21 protein-coding genes and 4 tRNA genes are annotated in these 23,054 nt (G+C 64.4%); 9 read left to right on the forward strand and 16 right to left on the reverse strand.

What is annotated here, in order from left to right:
• Nucleotides 1-4 precede the first annotated feature (4 nt).
• A complete protein-coding gene (locus AC0J42_RS26460; RefSeq protein WP_473004500.1) occupies nucleotides 5-682 on the reverse strand; it encodes an energy-coupling factor ABC transporter permease in 678 nt (225 codons plus the stop codon).
• The gene (locus tag AC0J42_RS26465) at nucleotides 679-1,146 is read right to left on the reverse strand and encodes an FAD/FMN-containing dehydrogenase (protein WP_473004501.1); all 468 of its coding nucleotides are present in this window, start codon (nucleotides 1,144-1,146) and stop codon (nucleotides 679-681) included. Before AC0J42_RS26465 ends, AC0J42_RS26460 begins: the two co-directional genes overlap by 4 nt.
• Before the next feature lie 111 nt (nucleotides 1,147-1,257).
• Between AC0J42_RS26465 and AC0J42_RS26470 the strand changes: the two genes are divergently transcribed.
• The 5 genes from AC0J42_RS26470 (at nucleotide 1,258) to hutC (ending at nucleotide 6,013) form a co-directional block, all read left to right on the forward strand.
• Nucleotides 1,258-1,887: a DUF1780 domain-containing protein gene (locus AC0J42_RS26470; protein ID WP_416426936.1), complete on the forward strand. Its 630-nt coding sequence runs from the start codon at nucleotides 1,258-1,260 to the stop codon at nucleotides 1,885-1,887.
• A 120-nt stretch (nucleotides 1,888-2,007) separates the two neighbouring features.
• Nucleotides 2,008-2,181 (forward strand): DUF3094 domain-containing protein, encoded by a 174-nt coding sequence (locus AC0J42_RS26475; RefSeq protein WP_416426937.1) that lies wholly within the window; start codon nucleotides 2,008-2,010, stop codon nucleotides 2,179-2,181.
• A gap of 63 nt (nucleotides 2,182-2,244) precedes the next feature.
• Complete coding sequence (locus tag AC0J42_RS26480) at nucleotides 2,245-3,540, forward strand: NAD(P)/FAD-dependent oxidoreductase (RefSeq protein ID WP_416426938.1); 1,296 nt, start codon at nucleotides 2,245-2,247, stop codon at nucleotides 3,538-3,540.
• 224 nt (nucleotides 3,541-3,764) lie between these two features.
• Nucleotides 3,765-5,300 carry a histidine ammonia-lyase gene (gene hutH, locus AC0J42_RS26485; protein WP_473004502.1) on the forward strand — a complete coding sequence of 512 codons (1,536 nt, stop codon included), beginning with the start codon at nucleotides 3,765-3,767 and terminating at the stop codon, nucleotides 5,298-5,300.
• On the forward strand, nucleotides 5,297-6,013 hold the full coding sequence (gene hutC / locus AC0J42_RS26490; protein WP_473004503.1) for a histidine utilization repressor: 717 nt from the start codon (nucleotides 5,297-5,299) through the stop codon (nucleotides 6,011-6,013). Before hutH ends, hutC begins: the two co-directional genes overlap by 4 nt.
• A gap of 58 nt (nucleotides 6,014-6,071) precedes the next feature.
• On the opposite strand, the gene AC0J42_RS26495 is transcribed toward hutC, so the two are convergent.
• The 7 genes from AC0J42_RS26495 to rluD all read right to left on the reverse strand — a co-directional run bounded on the left by AC0J42_RS26495 (nucleotide 6,072) and on the right by rluD (nucleotide 11,415).
• A tRNA-Pro gene (locus AC0J42_RS26495) sits at nucleotides 6,072-6,148 on the reverse strand.
• A gap of 96 nt (nucleotides 6,149-6,244) precedes the next feature.
• Nucleotides 6,245-6,320: transfer RNA gene (locus tag AC0J42_RS26500), tRNA-Lys, on the reverse strand.
• 5 nt (nucleotides 6,321-6,325) lie between these two features.
• Nucleotides 6,326-6,402, reverse strand: a tRNA-Pro gene (locus AC0J42_RS26505).
• Between the two features lie 10 nt (nucleotides 6,403-6,412).
• Nucleotides 6,413-6,488: transfer RNA gene (locus tag AC0J42_RS26510), tRNA-Asn, on the reverse strand.
• Nucleotides 6,489-6,904: 416 nt separating this feature from the next.
• Nucleotides 6,905-9,469, reverse strand: coding sequence for an ATP-dependent chaperone ClpB (gene clpB / locus AC0J42_RS26515; RefSeq protein ID WP_416426941.1), 2,565 nt, complete (start codon nucleotides 9,467-9,469; stop codon nucleotides 6,905-6,907).
• A 246-nt stretch (nucleotides 9,470-9,715) separates the two neighbouring features.
• Nucleotides 9,716-10,456 carry a peptidoglycan editing factor PgeF gene (pgeF, locus tag AC0J42_RS26520; RefSeq protein ID WP_473004505.1) on the reverse strand — a complete coding sequence of 247 codons (741 nt, stop codon included), beginning with the start codon at nucleotides 10,454-10,456 and terminating at the stop codon, nucleotides 9,716-9,718.
• Nucleotides 10,453-11,415 carry a 23S rRNA pseudouridine(1911/1915/1917) synthase RluD gene (gene rluD, locus AC0J42_RS26525; protein ID WP_416426943.1) on the reverse strand — a complete coding sequence of 321 codons (963 nt, stop codon included), beginning with the start codon at nucleotides 11,413-11,415 and terminating at the stop codon, nucleotides 10,453-10,455. Before rluD ends, pgeF begins: the two co-directional genes overlap by 4 nt.
• 149 nt (nucleotides 11,416-11,564) lie before the next feature.
• Between rluD and AC0J42_RS26530 the strand changes: the two genes are divergently transcribed.
• From AC0J42_RS26530 to AC0J42_RS26545, 4 genes are all read left to right on the forward strand, one after another.
• On the forward strand, nucleotides 11,565-12,590 hold the full coding sequence (locus AC0J42_RS26530; RefSeq protein WP_416426944.1) for an outer membrane protein assembly factor BamD: 1,026 nt from the start codon (nucleotides 11,565-11,567) through the stop codon (nucleotides 12,588-12,590).
• Nucleotides 12,591-12,868: 278 nt separating this feature from the next.
• Nucleotides 12,869-13,102: a PP0621 family protein gene (locus AC0J42_RS26535; protein ID WP_473004506.1), complete on the forward strand. Its 234-nt coding sequence runs from the start codon at nucleotides 12,869-12,871 to the stop codon at nucleotides 13,100-13,102.
• Nucleotides 13,092-14,684, forward strand: a complete 1,593-nt coding sequence (locus AC0J42_RS26540; RefSeq protein WP_416426946.1) for a sensor histidine kinase — start codon at nucleotides 13,092-13,094, stop codon at nucleotides 14,682-14,684. The genes AC0J42_RS26535 and AC0J42_RS26540 overlap by 11 nt, the downstream gene beginning before the upstream one ends.
• A 2-nt stretch (nucleotides 14,685-14,686) precedes the next feature.
• Nucleotides 14,687-16,027, forward strand: a complete 1,341-nt coding sequence (locus AC0J42_RS26545) for a sigma-54-dependent transcriptional regulator (protein WP_416426947.1) — start codon at nucleotides 14,687-14,689, stop codon at nucleotides 16,025-16,027.
• A 146-nt stretch (nucleotides 16,028-16,173) separates the two neighbouring features.
• Here the strand turns inward: AC0J42_RS26545 and thiO are convergent, their stop codons facing one another.
• The 7 genes from thiO to AC0J42_RS26580 all read right to left on the reverse strand — a co-directional run bounded on the left by thiO (nucleotide 16,174) and on the right by AC0J42_RS26580 (nucleotide 23,024).
• On the reverse strand, nucleotides 16,174-17,277 hold the full coding sequence (thiO, locus tag AC0J42_RS26550) for a glycine oxidase ThiO (protein WP_473004507.1): 1,104 nt from the start codon (nucleotides 17,275-17,277) through the stop codon (nucleotides 16,174-16,176).
• Nucleotides 17,278-17,302: 25 nt separating this feature from the next.
• Nucleotides 17,303-17,707 carry a type IV pilin protein gene (locus tag AC0J42_RS26555; protein ID WP_416426949.1) on the reverse strand — a complete coding sequence of 135 codons (405 nt, stop codon included), beginning with the start codon at nucleotides 17,705-17,707 and terminating at the stop codon, nucleotides 17,303-17,305.
• Nucleotides 17,708-17,719: 12 nt separating this feature from the next.
• Complete coding sequence (locus AC0J42_RS26560) at nucleotides 17,720-20,839, reverse strand: pilus assembly protein (protein ID WP_473004508.1); 3,120 nt, start codon at nucleotides 20,837-20,839, stop codon at nucleotides 17,720-17,722.
• Nucleotides 20,829-21,290: a pilus assembly PilX family protein gene (locus AC0J42_RS26565; RefSeq protein WP_416427470.1), complete on the reverse strand. Its 462-nt coding sequence runs from the start codon at nucleotides 21,288-21,290 to the stop codon at nucleotides 20,829-20,831. Before AC0J42_RS26565 ends, AC0J42_RS26560 begins: the two co-directional genes overlap by 11 nt.
• 65 nt (nucleotides 21,291-21,355) lie before the next feature.
• Complete coding sequence (locus AC0J42_RS26570; RefSeq protein ID WP_473004509.1) at nucleotides 21,356-22,078, reverse strand: PilW family protein; 723 nt, start codon at nucleotides 22,076-22,078, stop codon at nucleotides 21,356-21,358.
• Nucleotides 22,075-22,563 carry a type IV pilus modification protein PilV gene (gene pilV / locus AC0J42_RS26575; RefSeq protein ID WP_473004510.1) on the reverse strand — a complete coding sequence of 163 codons (489 nt, stop codon included), beginning with the start codon at nucleotides 22,561-22,563 and terminating at the stop codon, nucleotides 22,075-22,077. Before pilV ends, AC0J42_RS26570 begins: the two co-directional genes overlap by 4 nt.
• Entirely contained in the window at nucleotides 22,560-23,024 is a 465-nt protein-coding gene (locus AC0J42_RS26580) for a GspH/FimT family pseudopilin (protein ID WP_473004511.1), read from the reverse strand. Before AC0J42_RS26580 ends, pilV begins: the two co-directional genes overlap by 4 nt.
• Between the last annotated feature and the right edge of the window lie 30 nt (nucleotides 23,025-23,054).

The raw sequence follows: 23,054 nt of genomic DNA on the forward strand, positions 1-23,054 counted from the left end.
GGCATCACTCATCCTTCCACGGCGCCGCCAGGTACCGCGTGCGGTTAAAGGTTTCCAGCCATTCAGGACAAAACACCACCAACGCCGTGACGATCACCCCATTGATAAACGCCTCGGGAAAGATCACCAGCCACAGGTAGCCGACAAAGTCCCAGATCCACTCCGGCAGCGCGAAGCGCCCGTCCAGCCACAACAGCCCCAGCCCGGCGAACACGCACAGCAACGCCGCCAACGCGGCAGGAAAGAACCCTGAGCAGAAGATGTAGACGAAGGGATTCTTCGGCTGCGCGCGCTCCACCAACACGGCACAGACTTCCGTCACCAGCACCGGCAGGCCGATCAGCAGCAGGCCATTGATGCCGGCGGCCAGCAGGTCCTGGCGCCCCAGCAGCACCAGGCCCATCTGCGCGGCCAGGCCGCCGAGCAGCGCCAGCGGCCAGTCCAGCAGCAAGGTCACGGCGGTCATACCGATGAAATGGTAGGACACCCCGGTGTCGAAATCGCGCCGCACCAGCCACAGCAGGAACAGCGCCAGCACCGTGCCGAACAGCAGGTGCTGGCGGCGGCTGTCACTGAACAGTTCAACCCAGGGTGCGCGCCAGGCGGCCCAGCCCAACACCGGTATATACAGGCACCAGCCCACGCTTAGCGTCGCGCCGGACAGCACCTGCGCGCTGATCATTTTTGCGCCTGTTCCAACGCCGTCCTCAACGCAGCGGCGTCGGTGAACGCGTGTTGGGCTACCACCCGCTGGTGGTCCAGCTCCAGCCACAGCACCGAGTCATCGGCCACGCCGTAGTTGGGAGCGATGCGGCCTTCGCGGTCGAGCACCACGCGGTAGTCGTAGGAACGCATGGACGGCAGCGCGAACATCCTGGCAATCAACGCCGGCATGCGCTGGATGTCCGCCAGGAACACCGCCTTGCGCCCTTCCAGGTAGCCCTTGGGCTGGCCTTGCAGCGCGGCGTTGACCAGCTTGGCGCCGCCCATGTCGCGGGCCACCAGCAGAATGCGCGCGTCTTCGTTGAGGCTGTAGGGCGCGTCAAACTGGTCCAGCAGCGTCCACGGCGGCAACCGTTCGCCCACCTCCAGGGCCATGGCCCAGCAGGGCAGCAGGCTGAGCAGCAACAGGGTCCAGAACTTCATGTGCAGGTTCCTCTGGCGAATGTGCTTGTTGGCAGTTTACACCCCACACCGTGACACAGCGTGTGCAAGTCATTCACGGCAAAGCGCATTTGACCCGCTAAGCTTGTGTGCATGGATGACTCAGATTACCTGCGCCTGCTTACCATCCAGGCCGAACAAGCCAATGCGTTCCTGTCCAATGCCCGCAAATGGGAGCGCGAGCGTTGGGTGTGCCAGCGCCTTCTGCAAGGCCTGAACATCCCGTACCGCGCCGAGGAGTTCAACCCGGCGGGCCAGGAGCCGCCCGACGTGCTGTTCCGCGACGCCAGCTTCGAGGTGTTTTTCGTGCTGGACGAGGGCCGGCGCCTGAATGACGAGTGGCGCGAGGAGCTGCAACGGCGCCGCAGCGCCTTTTCCCTGGCCCAGCTGGTGCGGCGCGAGGCCCGGCCCAAGCGCATCGGCGCGCCGGAACTGCTGCAGCGCCTGGCCCCCACCCTGCGCAAGAAGTCGCACAACTACAAGGAACGCGGCCTGGACCTGGGCGAGCTGGACATCATTGCCTTCGCCAGCCTGAAGCGCGAGGTGCTGGACCTCAACAGCCATTTCCCGCCCCCTACCGAGTACCTGCGCCAGGGCTGGCGCTCGCTGTCGCTGGTGGGCCCGACCTTCGCCCGGGTGCTGTTCGCCCATCCGGATGCGCCGGACTTCCTGCGCAGCAACCTGGGGCGCAGCATTGTGTTTGATGTGGGGATCAGCCTCTAGAACGCGCGGGGGCCGGACGCCGCCTGCGGCAGCTGCTACGGGGGTGGAATGGTTGTATGATTTGCGGTGGGAACACTGTACTTTTCCTACAGTCAGAAGCGTCTACCTTGCGAGGCCATGATGAGCAGCCGTCTGAATCCCGAAGATCAGCAACGCGTGGATCACTACCTGCAGCTGCCCCAGCACAAAGTCGAGCGCCGGCCCTTTCGGCCGTGGATGCTCCTGGTGCTGACGGTAGCCGTCACCATCGGCCTTGGCCTGTTGAGCCGCCTGATCAGTTACCTGGTGCTTTGAGCTGCCTTGCGCTCGCCCTTCCCACTGACCTACAGAATTCCGTAAACCTTATGAGTACTTTGAATGACACATCGTATCGTGATTGTCGGCGGCGGCGCCGGCGGCCTGGAGTTGGCGACCCGCCTGGGTAAGACCCTGGGCAAGCGTGGCACCGCCAGCGTGACCCTGGTCGACGCCAACCTGACGCACATCTGGAAACCGCTGCTGCACGAAGTGGCCGCCGGCTCCTTGAACTCCTCGGAAGACGAGCTGAACTACGTGGCCCAGGCCAAGTGGAACCACTTCGAGTTCCAGCTGGGGCGCATGAGCGGCCTCGACCGTGCGGCCAAGCAGATCCAGCTCGCCGCCACCATCGACGAGAATGGCCTGGAGCTGCTGCCTGCGCGCACCCTGGGCTATGACAGCCTGGTGATTTCGGTGGGCAGCACCACCAACGACTTCGGCACCCTGGGCGCGGCGCAGAACTGCCTGTTCCTGGACACCCGCAAGCAGGCCGAGCGTTTCCACCAGCAGCTGCTCAACCACTACCTGCGCGCCCATGCCCACAGCGACCTGGACAGCCAGATCAGCGTCGCCATCGTCGGTGCCGGCGCCACTGGCGTGGAGCTGGCCGCCGAGCTGCATCACGCGGCCCACGAGCTGGCGGCCTATGGCCTGGACAAGATCAAGCCGGAAAACATGCGCATCACCCTGATCGAAGCCGGCCCGCGGGTGCTGCCTGCCCTGCCGGAGCGCATCGGCGGGCCGGTGCACAAGACCCTGGAAAAACTCGGCGTCACCGTGCTGACCAACGCCTCGGTCAGCGAAGTGGGCCCCGACAGCCTGAAGACCGCCGATGGCAAGGTCATCCCCGCCAGCCTGAAAGTCTGGGCGGCAGGCATCCGTGCGCCGGCGTTCCTCAAGGACATCGACGGCCTGGAGACCAACCGCATCAACCAGCTGCAAGTGCTGCCGACCCTGCAGACCACCCGCGACGAGAACATCTTCGCCTTCGGTGACTGCGCGGCCTGCCCGCAGAAAGGCACCGACCGCAACGTGCCACCGCGCGCCCAGGCGGCCCACCAGCAGGCGTCCCTGCTGGCCAAGTCGCTGAAGCTGCGCATCGAGGGCAAGGAGCTGCCGGAATACACCTACAAGGACTACGGCTCGTTGATCTCGCTGTCGAAGTTCTCTGCAGTGGGCAACCTGATGGGTAACCTGACCGGCAGCGTGATGCTGGAAGGCTGGCTGGCGCGCATGTTCTACGTGTCGCTGTACCGCATGCACCAGATGGCGCTGTACGGCACCTTCAAGACCATGATGCTGATGCTCGGCAGCCGCATCGGCCGCGGCACCGAGCCGCGCCTGAAACTGCACTAACAGCCCCCGCAGTTACGTAGCCGCTGCCGCAGGCTGCGCTGGCCCTGAGCCCCACTGAAAATCTCCAGTGAGGCATGGGGCCAGCGCAGCCTGCGGCAGCGGCTACGTCGTTTGTGGCGTATGGATTTGCGACAAGCTGCGCTTTACCGGCGACAGGGCTCTTGCTATACCTGTATATACAGGCTTATATAGCTACCCTCTCAACCTAACACCAGGACACCGCCATGCCCGCCACCCTGCAGATCCTGCCCGGCCATTTCGACCTCGACCAACTGCGCGCCATCTATCAGCACCAGGCTCCCTTCGAGCTCGACGCCTCGGCCCGGGATGTAGTGGCGGCCAGCGCCAACACCGTCAGCCAGATCATCGCCAACGAACGCACCGTCTACGGCATCAACACCGGCTTCGGCCTGCTGGCGCGCACCTCCATCGCCACCGACAAGCTGGCCAAGCTGCAGCGCAACCTGCTGCTGTCGCACTGCACCGGCACCGGCCCGCTGCTGGATGACGCCAGCGTCGGCCTGATCATGGCGCTCAAGGTGGCCTCCCTGGCCCGTGGCTTTTCCGGCGTACGCTGGGAGCTGATCGAGGCGTTGCGCCAGCTGTATGCGGCCAAGGTGTTCCCATGCATTCCGTCCCAGGGCTCAGTGGGCGCATCGGGCGACCTGGCGCCCCTGGCGCATATGTCGGCGGTGCTGATTGGCGTCGGGCGCGTGCGCCATGAAGGCCGTGAGATGGACGCGGTCGAAGGCCTGGCCATCGCTGGCATGACGCCGCTGGAGCTGGGCCCGAAGGAAGGCCTGGCGCTGATCAACGGCACCCAGGTGTCCACCGCCCTGGCCCTGCGCGGGCTGTTCGCCGCAGAAAAACTGTTCAGCGCCGCCGTGGTTGCCGGCAGCCTGACCGTGGAAGCGCTGAAGGGCTCGGCGGTGCCGTTCGACCCACGTATCCAGGCGGTGCGTGGCCAGCCTGGGCAAATCGCCGCCGCGGCCTATTATCGCGACCTGCTGGGCGCCACCAGTGAGATCCGCCAGTCCCACGCCGACTGCAAGCGCGTGCAAGACCCTTATTCCCTGCGCTGCCAGCCGCAGGTGATGGGCGCCTGCCTGGATCATATGCGCTTTGCCGCCGGGGTATTCCTGCGCGAAGCCAACGCCGTGTCCGACAACCCGCTGGTGTTCAGCGCCGACGGTGACGTGCTGTCGGGCGGCAACTTCCACGCAGAACCGGTGGCCATGGCCGCCGACGTGCTGGCCCTGGCCATCTCGGAAATCGGCGCGCTGTCCGAGCGCCGCACCGCGCAGCTGGTGGACCCGGCGCTGTCCGGCCTGCCGGCGTTCCTGGTGCGCGAAGGCGGCCTGAACTCCGGGTTCATGATCGCCCAGGTCACCGCTGCCGCCCTGGCCTCGGAAAACAAGACCCTGGCCCACCCCGCCTCCATCGACAGCCTGCCCACTTCCGCCAACCAGGAAGACCACGTGTCCATGGCCACCTTCGCCGCCCGCCGCCTGCTGGACATGGCCGGCAACAGCAGCGCCGTGGTCGCCATCGAACTGCTGGGCGCAGCGCAGGGCATCGACCTGCTGGCACCGCTGCAGACCTCGCCAAAGCTCACCGAAGTCATGCACTTCATTCGCGAGGGCGTGGCCCACTACGACGAGGACCGCTACTTCGCCCCGGATATCGCCGCCGCCCGCAGCTGGGTGGAAGATGGCGTGTTTGGCCGCTGGCTGGCCTTCGCCGAGCTGTACCAGGGATGAACACCCGGCCAGCCCAGGCGCTGTACCAACGCGCCAAGGACTTCGTGCTGGACAAGGTCCACGCCGGGCACTGGAAGCCCGGTGACCTGATTGCCTCGGAAAACCAGCTGGTGCAGACCTTGGGCATGTCGCGCATGACCGTCAACCGCGCCCTGCGCGAGCTGGCCGAGGAAGGCCGGCTGGTGCGGGTCAACGGCGTGGGCACTTTCGTGGCCGAGCCCAAGCCGCAGTCCAACCTGATGCGCATCAGCAATATCGGCGACGAGATCCTCGCCCGTGGCCACCGTTATGAATGCCGCATGCTGCACATGGGGCGTGAAGCCGCGTCCCTGCAGGTGGCGGCGGCCATGGGCCTGGCCACCGGGGCATCGGTGTTTCACCTACTGTGCGTGCACCTGGAGGAAGGGGTGCCGGTGCAGCTGGAAGATCGCTACGTGAACCCGGACCTGATCCCGCAGCTGCTGGCACAGGACTTTGGCGCCCAGCTGCAACCTGCCAGCTACCTGCTGCAGGTGATTCGCCCGGACGAGATGGAGCACATCGTCGAAGCCGGGCACCCCAGCGAGGAGGAAGCGCGGCTGCTGCAGATGGAGATGGATGAGGCGTGCCTGGTGCTGCTGCGGCGCACGTGGAATGCGGAGCGGGCGGTGACTTATGTGCGGCTGGTGCACCCGTCGTCGCGCTATCGGCTGGGTAGCCGGGTAAAGGTGTAGATCGAGAAACAGCAGGCATAAAAAAAGGCGTCCACGAGGGACGCCTTTTTTCTGAAGATGGTCGGGGTAAGGGGATTCGAACTCCTGACATCCTGCTCCCAAAGCAGGCGCGCTACCGGACTGCGCTATACCCCGGTACAAAAAAGGCACCCAGAAGGCGCCTTTTTTGATGCCTTCCAGTGTTACCCGGAAGGGCTTTTAAGATCTGACCCAGCGAACTGGAATCAAAAATGGTGGGTCGTGTGGGACTCGAACCTACGACCAATTGGTTAAAAGCCAACTGCTCTACCAACTGAGCTAACGACCCAAAAATGGTCGGGGTAAGGGGATTCGAACTCCTGACATCCTGCTCCCAAAGCAGGCGCGCTACCGGACTGCGCTATACCCCGATATGAAATTTGGCTCCGTGACCAGGACTCGAACCTGGGACCCAATGATTAACAGTCATTTGCTCTACCGACTGAGCTATCACGGAACTATAAATTTCAGTACTGCAAGTTTCGAATCTGTATTCCTACCGCTTCGAACTCTTCGGCTTTCCCGTATCGCTACGTTAGTGCCTCTGAGGCGCGCTATTCTACAACCTTCAAAACCCTTGTCAACCCCTAATTTTCATTCAACTTACTGAATTTCAAACTATTTTCAGATCCCGGTGTAGCGTGGTGATCTGTGGGTTGCCGTTACAGCGAGGCGAACTTTACTCAACCTTTTTGAGAAATGCAAATAGAAACATGCATTTAGCTGCAATTTTTTTCAAAGTGCCGATTTTCCAGGGCCGAAACGCCGTAGCCGCTGCCGCAGGCTGCGCTGGCCCTATGGCACACCTGTAATTTCCCGGGTGTACTACAGGGCCAGCGCAGCCTGGCGGCAGCGGCTACAGAGACTCAACCATCAGGCGAAGACGATTTCGTCGTCCGCAACGCTAGCAGTAATGGTCGTGCCCGGCAGGAACTGCCCGGACAGAATCAACTGCGCCAACGGGTTCTCGATCCAGCGCTGGATCGCGCGCTTCAGCGGCCGCGCGCCATACACCGGGTCGTAACCCACGGCAATCAGCTTGTCCAACGCCTCTTCGCTCAGCTCCAGGTTCAGCTCGCGCTCGGCCAGGCGGCGGCGCAGGCGGCCGAGCTGGATTTGCGTGATGCCGGCGATCTGGTCGCGGGCCAGCGGCTCGAACACCACCACCTCGTCGATACGGTTGATGAACTCCGGCCGGAAGTGCGAGCTTACCGCGTCCATCACTGCGGCACGCTGGGCCTCGCGGTCCCCCACCAGCTCCTGGATCTGCGCGGAGCCCAGGTTGGAAGTCATCACGATCACGGTGTTGCGGAAGTCCACGGTGCGGCCCTGGTTGTCGGTCAGGCGGCCGTCGTCCAGCACCTGCAGCAGCACGTTGAACACGTCCGGGTGAGCCTTCTCCACCTCGTCCAGCAACACCACCGAGTACGGCCGGCGGCGCACGGCCTCGGTCAGGTAGCCGCCCTCTTCATAGCCGACGTAGCCCGGTGGTGCACCGATCAAGCGAGCCACGGAATGTTTCTCCATGAACTCGGACATGTCGATGCGCACCATGGCCTCCTCAGTGTCGAACAGGAACTCGGCCAGGGCCTTGCACAGCTCGGTCTTGCCCACGCCGGTAGGGCCCAGGAACATGAACGAGCCGCTGGGGCGATCCGGATCCGCCAGGCCGGCACGGGAGCGGCGCACGGCGCTGGAAACCGCTTCCACGGCCTCGTTCTGGCCGATCACGCGCTTGTGCAGCAGGCTTTCCATTTTCAGCAGCTTCTCGCGCTCGCCTTCGAGCATCTTCGCCACCGGAATGCCGGTCCACTTCGACACGACTTCGGCGATCTCTTCCTCGGTGACCTTGCTGCGCAACAACTGGTTGTCGCTCTTGCCGTGCTGGTCGACCATCTGCAGGCTGCGCTCCAGGTCCGGGATCACCCCGTATTGCAGCTCGGCCATGCGGCTCAGGTCGCCACGGCGGCGGGCGGCTTCCAGCTCCTGGCGCGACTGTTCGATTTTCTGCTGGATCTGCGCCGAGCCCTGCACTTCGGCTTTCTCCGAGGTCCAGATCTCTTCCAGGTCGGCGTACTCACGCTCGACGCGGGCGATTTCCTCGGTCAGCTTCTCCAGGCGCTTGATCGCCGCTTCGTCGTCTTCTTTCTTCAGGGCCTGGGACTCGACCTTGAGTTGAATCAGGCGACGCTCCAGGCGGTCCAGCACTTCAGGCTTGGAGTCGATTTCCATGCGGATGCGGCTGGCGGCTTCGTCGATCAGGTCGATGGCCTTGTCCGGCAGCTGGCGGTCGGTGATGTACCGATGGCTGAGCTTGGCCGCGGCAATGATCGCGCCGTCGGTGATCGCCACCTTGTGGTGCACCTCGTAGCGCTCCTTCAGGCCGCGCAGGATGGCGATGGTGTCTTCTTCGCTCGGCTCGTCTACCAGCACTTTCTGGAAGCGCCGCTCAAGGGCCGCGTCCTTCTCTATATATTGGCGGTACTCGTTGAGCGTGGTGGCGCCCACGCAGTGCAGCTCGCCACGGGCCAGGGCCGGCTTGAGCATGTTGCCGGCGTCCATGGAGCCCTCGCCCTTGCCGGCGCCGACCATGGTGTGCAGCTCGTCGATGAACAGAATGATCTGCCCTTCCTGCTTGGACAGGTCGTTGAGCACGCCTTTGAGGCGCTCTTCGAACTCGCCGCGGAACTTGGCACCAGCGATCAGCGCGCCCATGTCCAGGGACAGCAGGCGCTTGCCGCGCAGGCCGTCCGGCACTTCGCCGTTGATGATGCGCTGGGCCAGGCCCTCGACGATGGCGGTCTTGCCCACGCCCGGCTCGCCGATCAGCACGGGGTTGTTCTTGGTGCGGCGCTGCAACACCTGGATGGTGCGACGAATTTCGTCGTCACGGCCGATCACCGGGTCCAGCTTGCCCTCTTCGGCGCGCTTGGTCAGGTCGACGGTGAATTTTTCCAGGGACTTGCGCGAGTCTTCGGCGTTGGCGTCATTCACCGCCTCGCCGCCGCGCAGGTTGGTAATGGCGTTCTCCAGGGCTTTCTTGCTCACGCCCTGGCCGAGCAGCAGCTTGCCCAGCTTGCTGTTCTCGTCCATGGCCGCCAGCAGCACCAGCTCGCTGGAGATGAACTGGTCGCCCTTCTGCTGCGCCAGGCGGTCGGCCTGGTTGAGCAGGCGCGCCAGGTCCTGGGACATGTTGACGTCGCCGGTAGGGTTCTGGATTTTCGGCAGGCGGTCGAGCTCCTTGCTCAATTCCTTGCGCAGGCTGTTCACGTCGAAGCCCACCTGCATCAGCAGCGGCTTGATGGAACCGCCCTGCTGGTCGAGCAAGGCCTGCATCAAATGCGCAGGCTCGATGGCCGGGTGGTCCATGCCCACCGCCAGGGATTGGGCATCGGACAGCGCCAACTGCAACTTGCTGGTCAAACGGTCTATACGCATATGTCACCTTCCTATAGGGGCAGGCCGGAGCGATGGACACACCTGATGAAGAAAAACCTGCCTGAGATACCGATATAGATGGGGGGCATTGTTCAAGATTCAAGCGGCAGGGGCTTGACCCACATCAATAACGCACACTACCCGTAGCCGCTGCCGAAGGCTGCGCTGGCCCCGTGCCTCGCTGAAGATTTTCAGGGTTCACACAGGCCAGCGCAGCCTAGCGGCAGCGGCTACGAAGTGTCGTGGTCAGGCGTTATCGAGCCAGATCAGCGACGCGAAGCGGCCGGTCTGCGGCGCACGCCGGTAGGAGAAGAAGCGTAGATCCTCGATGGTGCATTCACCACCGCCGTACACCGCGGTAATGCCCATCGCCGCCAGGCGCAGGCGCGCCAGGGCGTAGATATCGGCCATGAACTTGCCCGGCGCGGCGCCCGGCACGAAGGCTGCGGCGGTCTGCGGGTGGCTGGCCATGAAGATGTCGCGCACCTCGGCGCCCACCTCGAAGTTGCGCGGGCCGATGGCCGGGCCCAGCCAGACCAGGATCTCGCTGGCCGGCACCGCCAGGCTTTCCGCCGTGGCCTCCAGCACACCGGCGGCCAGCCCGCGCCAGCCGGCATGGGCAGCGCCCACGCGGGTGCCGGCGCGGTCGCAGAACAGCGCGGGCAGGCAGTCGGCGGTCATCACCGTGCAGGCGATACCAGGGGTGGCCGTCCAGCTGGCGTCCGCCTCGGCGATGACCGCCGGGTTGGCGTGCGCCACGTGGATGCCGTGCACCTGCTTGAGCCACGCCGGCTGGATGCCGAACGTGCGCGTCAGGCGCAGGCGGTTCTCGGCCACCGCCGCGGGCGTGTCGCCCACGTGGTCACCGAGGTTGAAATGCTCGAAAGGCGCGGCGCTGACGCCGCCCTCTCGCGTGGTGACGCAGGCCTTCACGTTGGCCGGTGCCGGCCAATCGGGGAAAATCAGGTCCTGCGTCAGGTCACTCATCCGACGAACGCCTCGCGGTCCTGCTTGAGCAGCGACAGCAGCCAGACGAAGTCATCCGGCAGTGGCGATTCCCAGCTCATGCGCTGGCCGGTGGTGGGGTGTTCCAGCTCCAGGAAGCGCGCGTGCAGCGCCTGGCGCGGGAAGGTCTTCAGGGCATCGACCATGGTCGCGCTGGCGGCCGGCGGAATGCGGAAGCGCCCACCGTAGGCCTGGTCACCCACCAACGGGAAGTTGATGTGCGACATGTGCACGCGGATCTGGTGGGTACGGCCGGTTTCCAGCTTGACCCGCACGTGGGTGTGCGAGCGGAAGCGCTCCAGCACGCGGTAGTGGCTGACGGCTGGCTTGCCGCCTTCCATGACCGCCATGCGCTGGCGCTGCTGGCCGTGGCGACCGATGGGGGCGTTGATCTTGCCCCCGGCGGTGACCACGCCGATGACGATGCACTCATAAATCCGACTGACGGTACGGCTTTGCAGCTGCGCGACCAGCTTGGTCTGCGCCTGGATGGTCTTGGCGACCACCATCAGGCCCGTGGTGTCCTTGTCCAGGCGGTGCACGATGCCGGCGCGCGGGACATTGATGATGTCCGGCACGTGGTGCAGCAAGGCGTTGAGCAGGGTGCCATCGGCGTGGCCAGCAGCCGGGTGCACCACCAGGCCCGCAGGCTTGTTGATGACCAGGATGTCGTCGTCCTCGTAGACGATGTCCAGCTCGATGTCCTGGGCGATCCACTCGCCCTGGGCTTCCTGTTCGGCGGATAGGGCCAGGATGGCGCCGCCGTGAACGATGTCACGTGGGCGCAGCACGCCACCGTCCACGGTCAGGCGGCCTTCTTTGATCCAGGCGGAAAGGCGCGAGCGAGAGTGCTCGGCGAACAATTGTGCGGCGACTTGATCGAGGCGTTGGCCGCCCAATTCGGACGGTACCTCTGCGCTAAGTTGTATGATCTCGGACATGCTCGGACTGTGCGGCGGCACAGCCTTTGGTTTCGGCTGCACGCTTGTGGTTAAATACGGCGTCTTTTGCCCCGAGGCTTCCACGGGGCGCTCATCATAACAGGACGGTCACGCCCAAGACAGCGGCCGTCATAGGGACGCAAGCCGCCATGCAAGTGAAACACCTGCTGCTGATCGCCATCCTCGGACTCACGGCCGCCTGTTCGTCGAAGAAGGAAGTGGTCGACGAAAACCTGAGCGAAACCGAGCTGTACCAGCAGGCGCAGGCCGATCTGGACAACCACAGCTTCACCAGCGCCACCGCCAAGCTGAAGGCGCTGGACTCCCGCTATCCGTTCGGGCGCTACGCCGACCAGGCGCAGCTCGAGCTGATCTACGCCAACTACAAGAACTCCGAGCCTGAAGCGGCCAAGTCGGCTGCCGAGCGTTTCATTCGCCTGCACCCCCAGCACCCGAACGTCGACTACGCCTACTACCTCAAGGGCCTGACCTCGTTCGACCAGGACCGCGGCCTGCTGGCGCGCTTCCTGCCGCTGGACATGACCAAGCGTGACCCGGGTGCAGCCCGCGACTCCTACAACGAGTTCGCCCAGCTGACCAGTCGCTACCCCAACAGCCGCTACGCCCCTGACGCCAAGCAGCGCATGATCTACCTGCGCAACCTGCTGGCGGCCTACGAGATCCACGTGGCCGACTACTACCTGACCCGTCAGGCCTACGTCGCCGCCGCCAACCGTGGCCGCTACGTGGTGGAAAACTTCCAGGAAACCCCGTCCGTGGGTGACGGCCTGGCCGTGATGGTGGAAGCCTACCAGCGCATGGGCCTGGACGACCTGGCCGCCACCAGCCTGGAAACCCTGAAGCTGAACTACCCTGACCACCCGCAACTGGTGGACGGCAAGTTCGTGCCGCAACAGGCCGAAGCGGACAACCGCTCGTGGCTGACCAAGGCCACCCTGGGCCTGGTAGGCACCAGCGCGCCACTGCCACCGGGTGAAACCCGCGCCAACCAGGAACTGACCAAACAGTTCCAGGACGACAAGGACGCCATCCCGCACGAGCTGCTGCCAAAAGACCAGGGCGGTACCGCCGACGAGCCGGCCAAGCCGGTAGACGACGCACCGAAGAAGAAGCGCGGCTTCTTCAGCTACCTGACCTTCGGCCTGTTCGACTGAGCAACGCCGCATTGAAAAAGAGGCCTTCGGGCCTCTTTTTTTGTATCCGCAGAAATATATTTCTCGCCCGTGCACCTGTAGCCGCTGCCGCAGGCTGCGCTGGCCCTTTCATACACCAGATGCCCCATGGGTGTACTCGCGGACCAGCGCAGCCTGGCGGCAGCGGCTACAAAGCAGGCGCCATCAAAAAGATATCACCGCCGATACCCGGCACCGCTTGTCCCCTGCCCGGCCCGCTCCTACACTGCCGCATCTCCCTCAAGTTCGAGCCGCTGAACATGATTCGCCTGATTTTCTGGATCGCCATTGTCTTCGCCATCCTGTGGCTGTGGCGCAAGGTCAAGCCACGGCCCCAGGGCCCGGCCCGCACCGGCAACGACCAGCCGCTGCTGATGGTGCGCTGCGCCCACTGTGGCGTGCACCTGCCGCAGAACCGCGCGTTGGGCAACGGCCAGCAGTGGTACTGCAGCCAGGCGCACCTGGACCAGGGCCCGGCGCCACGTGAGCGCTGAGACCTTCCTGCCGGGCGGCCCCCAGGCGCGGCGCCTGCTGCGCCTGTACCATCTGTACCGCCTGACCATCGGCATCACCCTGATCCTGCTGATTTCCAGCAACATGGATGACAAGCTGCTGGAGCTGGCCAACGGCGCCTGGTTCCGCACGGGCAGCTGGGCCTACCTGTTGTTCAACATCGCCGCCGTCATCCTCCTGGAAAAGCTGCGCCCGCCCGGCCACGTGTTCGCCCTGGCGCTGCTCGACATCCTCATGCTCTCGGGGCTGTTCTACGCCGGTGGCGGCACGGGCAGCGGCATTGGCAACCTGATGATCGCCTCGGTGGCCATGAGCAACCTGCTGCTGCGCGGGCGCAACGGCCTGCTGATCGCCGCGCTGGGCAGCATCGGCATCATCTACCTGACCTTCTACCTGAACTTCCTGCGCCCCAACTCCGCCACCAACTACGTGCAGGCCAGCACACTGGGGGTGCTGTGCTTTGCCGTGGCGCTGATGGTGCAGGCCCTGACGCGGCTGCTGCGGGTCAGCGAGAGCCTGGCCGAGCAGCGCGCCAGCGACGTCACCAACCTGGAAGAGCTCAACGCGCTGATCCTGCAGCGCATGCGCACCGGCATCCTGGTGCTGGATACGGTCAACCGCGTGCAGCTGGCCAACGAAGGCGCGCTCAAGCTGATCGGCCAGTTCAACCTGGGCGGCCAATTGATCACCGCCTACTCACCGGAGCTGGTGGAGCGCCTGCTGCAGTGGCGCACCAACCCTACCCTGCGCCTGCGCAGCCTGAAGTTCACGCCCACCGGCCCTTCGGTGCAGCCCAGCTTCATCGCCCTGCGCCGCGGCGAGCAGCAGCAGACCCTGGTGTTCCTCGAAGACCTCTCGCAGGTCGCCCAACAGGCCCAGCAACTCAAGCTGGCTGCCCTGGGCCGGCTGACCGCGGGCATCGCCCATGAAATCCGCAACCCGCTGGGGGCCATCAGCCACGCCGGCCAGTTGTTGCAGGAGTCGGAAAACCTCGACCCCGCCGACCTGCGCCTGACCGAGATTATCAAGGACCAGTCCAAGCGCATGAACCTGATCATCGAGAACGTGCTGCAGCTGTCCCGGCGCCGCCAGGCCGAGCCCGAGCCGCTGGACCTGCGGGCGTTCCTCGAGCGCTTCCTCGCCGACTTCCGCACCACCGCCACGCCGCGCCAGGCCCTGCACCTGTACGTCACCGACGGGCCGATCGAGACCCGCATGGACCCGCACCACCTGACCCAGGTGCTCAGCAACCTGGTGGAAAACGGCCTGCGCTACAGCGCCCACGCCCATGGCCAGGCCCAGGTGTGGCTGAACCTGTTCGTCGACCCGACCAACGGCCTGCCGATTCTCGACGTGCTGGATGATGGCCCGGGGTTTTCAGCCGATCAACTGCAACACATCTTCGAACCTTTCTTCACCACCGAAACCAAAGGAACAGGATTGGGCCTCTACATTTCCCGTGAACTGTGCGAAAGCAACCAGGCGCACCTAGACTACAAGCCACGTGAACGCGGCGGCAGTTGCCTGCGTATCACGTTCGCCCATGCACGGAAGCTGAGTTGAACATGAGCCAACGGCAAAAGATCCTGATCGTCGACGATGAGCCGGATATCCGCGAACTCCTGGAGATCACCCTGGGCCGGATGAAACTCGACACGCGCAGCGCGCGCAACGTCAAGGAAGCCCGCGAGCTGCTGGCCCGCGAGCCGTTCGACCTGTGCCTGACCGACATGCGCCTACCCGATGGCACCGGCCTTGAGCTGGTGCAACATATCCAGCAACGCTTTCCCCAGCTGCCGGTGGCGATGATCACCGCCTATGGCAGCCTCGACACCGCCATCAACGCCCTCAAGGCCGGTGCCTTCGACTTCCTGACCAAGCCCGTGGACCTGGCGCGCCTGCGCGAGCTGGTGGCCAGCGCCCTGCGCCTGCAAGGCCCGGCCGGCAGCGAGCAGAGCATCGACGACCGCCTGCTGGGCGACTCGCCACCGATGCTGGCCATGCGCAAGCAGATCGGCCGGCTGGCGCGCAGCCAGGCGCCGGTGTACATCAGTGGCGAGTCGGGCAGCGGCAAGGAGTTGGTGGCGCGGCTGATCCACGAACAGGGCCCGCGCGCCGAACTGCCGTTCGTGCCGGTGAACTGCGGCGCCATTCCCTCGGAGCTGATGGAGAGCGAATTCTTCGGCCACCGCAAAGGCAGCTTTACCGGCGCCGTGGAAGACAAGCCCGGGCTGTTCCAGGCCTCCAACGGTGGCACGTTGTTCCTCGACGAGGTCGCGGACCTGCCGCTGGCCATGCAAGTGAAACTGTTGCGCGCCATCCAGGAGAAGGCGGTGCGCAGCATCGGCGGCCAGAGTGAAGTGGTGGTGGACGTGCGCATCCTCTGCGCCACCCACAAGGACCTGAACGCCGAAGTGGCGGCCGGGCGTTTTCGCCAGGACCTCTACTACCGCCTCAACGTCATCGAACTGCGCGTGCCTTCCTTGCGCGAACGCCGCGAAGACATCGCCCTGCTGGCCACTCGCGTGCTCAAGCGCCTGGCCCACGGCAGCGGCCTGCCCCCGGCGCAACTGAGCCCGGCGGCGCTGGAAACCCTGAAGGGCTACCGTTTCCCCGGCAACGTGCGCGAGCTGGAGAACATGCTCGAACGCGCCTACACCCTGTGCGAGAACGAGCGTATCGAGCCCAGCGACCTGCGCCTGAGCGAATCGGCCCCGACCACCGAAGGCGGCCTGCCCGACCTGACCAACGTCGACAACCTGGAAGATTTCCTCGAGAACATCGAGCGCAAGCTGATCCTGCAAGCCCTGGAAGAAACCAGGTGGAACCGCACGGCAGCGGCGCAACGGCTGAGCCTGTCGTTCCGGTCGATGCGTTACCGGCTGAAGAAGCTGGGCCTGGAGTAAAAAGAACCGCTGCACCCTACGCGGCCTTTCTGGAACTACGTGGCGCCCGTGACGCGGTCTGCGACCGCTGCTACAGGGACGTCGTAGCAGCTGCCGAAGGCTGCGTCCGGGGCCCACGCGACTTTCCTGGAACTACGGCTACGCGGCTATGCCAAACGTTCGGTGGGGTTGTAGGGGGCGGGGTCGATGATCGGCTCGCGCCCCAGCATCAGGTCGGCGAACAGCTGGCACGAGGCCGGCGCCAGCACCAGGCCGTTGCGGTAGTGGCCACAGTTGAGCCACAAACCCTCGAAACCTTCCAGCCGGCCAATGAACGGGATGCCTTCCGGCGACCCTGGCCGCAAGCCCGCCCAGTGTTTCACCGGCGTCGCCTGCGCCAGCGCCGGCAACAGTTCCACGGCCGAAGCCTTGAGGCTTTCCAGCGCACTGACGGTCGGCGTCTTGTCGTAACCTTCATGCTCCAGCGTGCTGCCCACCAGGATATGCCCGTCGCGCCGCGGGATCGCATAGCGCCCCTTGGCCAGCACCATGCTCGGCAGGAAGTCCGCCTCGCACTTGAACAAAATCATCTGGCCCTTCACCGGCTCCACCGGCAAGCGCACGCCCAGGCTTTCCAGCAGGTCGCCGCTCCAGGCGCCAGCGGTCAGCACCACCTGGTCGGCACGTAGCACGCCCTCGGCCGTGTCCACCCCGACCACTGCCTGTCCGTCGCGCAGGAACCCGCGCACCTCGCAATGCTCACGCACGGTGACGTTGGCGCAAGCCAGCAGCGCCGCCTTCAGCGACTTCACCAGGCGCGGGTTGCGCACGTTGGCCACGTCGGCCATGTACACCGCGCTGCGGTAGCCACCGCCCAGCACCGGCACGTCGTCGTAGGCTGCGGAAATATCCACCTTGCTCAGCGGTCGGTTCAACCGCACCGCCCAGGCCAGGGCTTCGTCCTCGTCGGGCAGGTCCAACCAGTACAGGCCGGTGGTATGCACCTCAGGGTCGATGCCGGTGTCGGCAAACAGCCGCGCGCCCAATTGCGGGTAGAAGTCCTGGGACCAATGCGCCAGCGCCGTCACCGCCGCGCTGTAACGCCAGGGGTACAGCGGCGAGACGATGCCGCCGCCCGCCCACGACGACTCCTGGCCCAGGCCTGAACGGTCTAGCAGGGTTATATGGCCCACGTGGGGGGCCAGGTTGAGGGCGGTCAGCAGGCCGATGACGCCGCCGCCGACGATGATCAGTTCTTGTTGTGTGGGCATGCTTGGTCCAAGGGTGAAAAGGTGATCAACGGCCCCAGCAGGTGGCCAGGCTGGTGGAGCCGCTGACAGTGCGGGTGCCATCCTGCTGCAGGGTAAAGATGCCGCAGGTATCAGATGCCATCAAGGTACCGGCAATCGGCGTGGCTGTCAGGGTATAAGTGGTCGCCAGGCGGCTGGTGAACTGCACGGTGTACCAGGCGTTGCTCGACGGCGGCGTGAAGCTCGAGGTGCCATCGGCGTAAGAACCGGTCTTAGAATAGAAGCGCTCCAGGTTCTGCGCCGTCTCCGACATAAGCTCGACGATCTCCGCCCGGTGTGTGCGCCTCACGTAGTTGGTGTATGAGGGATAGGCAATGGCGGCCAGGATGCCAACGATCGCCACCACGACCATCAGTTCTACCAAGGTAAAGCCAGCTGTCTTGCTACGCATGCTCATGTTCCTTCATTGAATTTGCCGCCACATGATCCGCCCTGGCGACGTTGTCACCCCCAGCTCCCCTTGGGACTTTTTCTCGCCACTGGACAGGTTGACGATTTTCACCTGGGCGCCATTGGTCGAAAGGATGGCGTTGATGTTGGGGATACCCGTTGAGTAGTAAACCCCGGCCACTATGGTGTCACTGGAGTTGACCAGCAGGTCCCCCGTGGTGTCCAGCACCGGGTAGCTGAACATGCTGCCATTGATGGCGTCCAGCTCCACAAGGTAGCCCGAGCCCTGGCTGGAACAGGGGTCGGTGGTATCGACGTAGGCCGTGGTGAAGATGATCCGCCCGTTGGTGGTCAGGGCCGGGTAGATCACCCGCTGGCCGGTCAGCTGGGTACCCAGCACCAGCGGCAGGTACCAGCCCTTGAGCGAGGCATAGTTGGTGGCCGTCGTGGATGTCAGCAAGTACTGGCTGGTGCCCACGGTGGTGATGGCGGTGATCGACTGGGGCTGCAGGTTGGCCACGGTGTAGTTGCCGGCACCGTTGTCGGCGTCCCACACCGCGTAGAACCCCTGGGCGGCGGTGGTGGTCTTGTCCGCTGTTTCCAGCAGCTTGCCAGTGCCGAAGTACACCATCTTGCCGCTGGTGGTGTTGTTGATCAGCAGCGGTTGCGCGGTAATGGGCTGGTTGGCGCCGCCTGGGGCGGTGAACAGCGGGTTGCCGGAAAACGCCACGCCCCAGCTGGCCGTGGAAGTGCTGCTGAGGTCGAACTTCCACATGTGCCCCAGCAGGTCGCCGCCGTAGGCAGCCTGCACCACGTTGGAGGCGTTGACCTTGAGCTTCACTGACGACAGCCCGTTGCTGCCGTTGGTACTCTCGGCGACGATCTCCTTGATCAGCGCACCGGTGGCCAGGTTCACCACGAACAGCGAAGCCACGCCTTTGGTGCTGCCATAGCCGTTGGCGATGAACGCGGCCCAGGTGCCATCGGGCATGCGCGCCACTTCCGGCTTCGAATAGGCGTAGCCCAGGTTGGCGAACGCCGTGGCGGTGTCGGGGCGCAATTCCCACAGCGCCTTGACCACGTTGCCGGCGGTGGCGTCGTACAGCTGGATAGCCTCGTAGGCCTTGCCACCGGCCCCGGTGCCTCCCAGGGCCAGGGTCTTCCAGCCGCTGTTGATCTGCGCATCGTAGATGCCTATCTGCCCATCGTTGAGGAACGCGTGGGCAGTGCCATTGATGTAGCCGGTGTCCGACACCTTGTACAACGATGCCAGCGCTGTCGAGGGCATGTAGGCGTAGGTCCGCGCGCCTGTTGCGGCGTTGAGGACGTTGGTGTAGCCGTCGTTGGCGTTGACCACAAGGCTGGCGGTCATGCCGACGGCCTTGGTGGCCAGGTAGGCCGTGTAGGTGGTGTCGTTGGTCAGGTCCGACGCGGTTTGCGCGGTGGGCGACGCCAGGGCCAGGGTCGAGTTGATGATATCGCCCATCAGCACGCTGCGCGTGCGCAGCCCGGTGATGTTGGTGCCCTGGCTCCAGGCCACCAGGTTGGCACCGGTGATGCCGGTGGGCAGGTTGGCGTTGAGCACCGCCTGCTGCGCGCTCGAGTAGTTGCCGTAGGCCATGGTGATGGGCGCGGCGGTGCTGGTGTTGTACGACTCGAACAGCGGCGTGATGGTGCCTGCCGCCATGGTGGTGTTGGTGGTCCAGGTGGGCGTGGTGCCGATGACCCCAGTACTGCTAAGTGGGTAGTTGTTGACGATGCCGCGCCAGTCCACCGGGTCATACAGGGTCTGGTAATAGGCCGTGCTCGCGCTCAGGGTGGATGAACTGGTGGTACCGGCGCCCCCGGAGCCCGCCTTGGAGGTGATGTCGCTCAACGCCGAGGACAACGCAGTGGTCAGGGTGGCGCTGTCGGTGGCCAGGTAATACTTGCCGTGGCCATAGCTGGCGGTGTCGAGCAGCATCTGGTTGCTGGCGGTGAAACCCACGGCGTAGGTCGACATGTTCTGCGTGGGGAAGTCCACCGCGTCCCAGCTCTTGCCGGCGGCATCGGTGCCGTTGCTGGCAGTGCGCATGTCGATGTCGTAGGCGAACTTGGCAAGGTCATCGAGGTACAGCGTGTCGCCCTCGGCATCGCCGTTGAGGTTGTTGCCGTCGTTGTTGATGCCGTCCCAGTTGGGCAGGTTTTTGCCGCCCAGAGGATCGTTGGTCGGGAACGTCCGGTCATAGGTGGGCAGGCCGTCAGTGATCACCACGCCGAAGTTTTTCTGGCAGCGCCACTGGATGGGGCTGGTGTAGGTGTTGGGCGTGGAGTTGTAGTACGGCGCCATGCCGCGCATGTAGCGGGTGATTTCGTAGTAGGTCTCTGCCAGCGGCGTGTTGGAACTGGCGGTCAGCGCGGCGATGGAGTTCTTCAGGTTGTTGAAGTTGCTGTCCGCCGTGGCCTGGCTGACGGCGGTCACCGTGCCGCTTGCCGCCACCGGCGACAGGTCACTGATAGCCTGGGCGATCTTGCCGCCGGGGCCGGGGTCGGAGTTGGTCGGCGGGTTGAAGGTGGCCAGGCCGATGCGCAGCGCCCGGTTGGCGGTGATCAGGCTGGTGGCCACGCTGATGGCCGTGAGGATCCGCGTGCTGTTGGTCACCGTGATGGTGTTGCCGGCGAGGGCCTGGGCCACCAGGTAGTTGATGTAGTTGATCGGGTAGCGGGTCAGGCCGCTGCCACGGGGGTCGGGCAGCGTCAGGCAGAGCACGGTGGTGGCATTCTTGTAGAACGAATATTGGCCGCTGCTGCAGTAGGAGGTGCTGAGATTGCCCACGAACACGTAGTCGGCGCTACCGTTGCTGATGGCGTTACCCGGGGCATAGCCACCACAGATGAACAGGATGCACCCGCGCGTTACTGCGTAGCTGGTGGGGTAAGTCAGTGCGGAGTTGAAGCCCGAGTCCATCAGGATGCTGTCCATGCTGCCGGAGTTGTCCACCAGCAGCATGAGGTTGGGCGGCACGGCGGCGGCGCTCAACAGCGGCGAAGTCGAGGGCGCGAACGCGTCAGCGGGGGTGCCGATGAACAGGGTCAGCACCAACCCCATGAGCAGGCTCAGCCACCGTGGCAATGGCTGCTTGTTACTTGACATAGATGCTCTCCACCACGCTGCGCGGGTTGGTCGTGGCTACCGCGGTGAAGCCGATGGCCGTGATGCGATAGAGCGAGGCGCTGGTGGTACCCGAGGTGTTGTTCACCGGATCGCTGGTGGTGCCCACCAACTGCACGCCGTAGAAACCGGTGGTGCCCACGGCGACCCAGGTGATGCCCGCAGTGCCGTACACCCCTGCCGCGGTGACGTTGTTGTAGTCCGACGCTGGCGGCGGCGCGCAGCCGGCGACGCCCGAGCAGGCCGTGAGGCTGTACGAGGTGGCGGCCACCGCGTTTTCGCCCACGCGCAGTGCGGCTTCGGCAGCCTGGAAGGTGGTGTTGCGGGTCTGTGCACTATTGGCCATCTTTTCCTGAAGAGTGGCGTTCTGCATGGACGAGACGCCGATCATGGTGATCAGCAGCAACATCACCAGTGCCACTAACAACACCATGCCCTGCTGCCTTCCGCCGCCGGGGGCGCAGCTGATATTTCGCAGGTTGCTCAAGGGCGCCTCCTTCAGGGCAAGCGGTTGCGAATGCCCGCCACGGCCGCGAACGTGCGCGGCTGCAATCGGCCATTGGGGTCGGTGAGGGTCAAGCTGATCCGCACACTGCGGATCAGGCCGGGCGTGACGGGTGCGGCGCTGTAGGACGTGATGGGACTGGAAAGGCTGGTGTCGGTGGCCACGCCGAACATCACGCCGAAGCTGCTGACATTGCTCAGCAGCGTATATGCCGTGGTACCAACGGTGGTAGTCAAGGTCTGCGCGCTGCTGTTGTAGGTATAGATGACCTTGCGGATCGGCAATGCCATCTGCCCGGCGCCCGCGACCTTGGCGCCGCCGTAGACCATGGCCGGGCTGCTGACGCAATCGGTGAGAATTGTCCAATTGGGGGCGCCACCGCTGCTGCCGACGTCACCGGTAATCAGCGTCAACACTTGCGTGGTGCCACTGGTGACGTAGCTGATCGGCGTGGCAGCTGCCAGCAGGTAGTCAGGGGCACTGGCATCGGGCGTCACCGTGGCGATGCAGCCGAACATGCCCACCATACGCACCTCCTGGAGCATTTTGCTGAGACCGTAGCGGGCGTCTTCTTGCATTGCCGCGGCGGCATTCTGCGCCAGGTAGGTGTTTTTTGCGGAGACAAAAATCTGCGTCACCCCCAGCAGGATGACCAGCCCCAGGGTCAACGCCACCATCAACTCGATCAGCCCGAAGCCGGCTGCCTGCTTTCTCATTGGGTCACCGTGGCGTTGTTGAAAGCTCTGGAGACCAGCGTGAAGGTCTGCGTGGTGGTGGGGTTGGTTACCGTGGTGGCATTAATGGCGTTGAGTGACATTCCGGCGCGCGAATCATCCCAGGTGATAGTGATGGTAATCACGTTGCTGGCGATGGCAATGGTGCCTTCCCCCGTGTTGTTGCTGAAGGTCGCGATATTGCTCTTGAAGTCGGACCAGTCGTACGCTCGCGGGTTGGTGGTGTCGGTGCTGGTCGCTACGGCCCTGGCCGAGGCCAGGCTGTAATTCGCCCCACTGTTGGCGCGGATACGGTCCAGCATGTCATAGGCTATGAAGCTTGCCTGGGTACGCATGGATGAACTGTCGGTGTATTTCAAGGCATTGAGCTGGATGGCCGCTGCCCCCAGCAAGCCGATGCACATCACCAGCAAGGCCACCAGCACCTCAATAAGGGAGAAGCCCCGCTGTATGGGTTTCAAGCTCATGAGCATACCCCGCTCAATACCACGCGCCCGTTCAGGCATACCCCAAGGTTGCGGGTGACCGTAGCCTGGGTGTAGGTGAACGTGAGCGCGGCCGCCGGGTAGGTCAGCCCCCCAAGGTTGTTGAACTCGATGTAGGTGGGTGCCGTGTTGAACGTCAGGCCCGCACTGCTGGACATGCCCGGTATGACCCGCAATGTAGTACCCGTGGAGCTCAGGGTGATGTTCAGCACGCCGGTCCAGACGCCTGGGCTGGCCGGCGTGATACGCACGCTCAAGCCGCGATTGATGGCTTCCAGCCGGGTGTAGTTGAGGGCCCGGTACAGGTCACCGGTCTCGGAGTCGGCGCGGTTGTTGGCGATGAGCTTGCTGAAGGAAGGCAATGCGACAGCGGCCATGATCGCCAAGATCGCCACGGTCACCACCATCTCCACCATGGTAAATCCATTACGTCTTGAATCCATTTTCCCCACTCCCCCCGGATGCGCTGGACT

It is taken from the genome of Pseudomonas sp. Tav-5-1A (genome assembly GCF_055755055.1).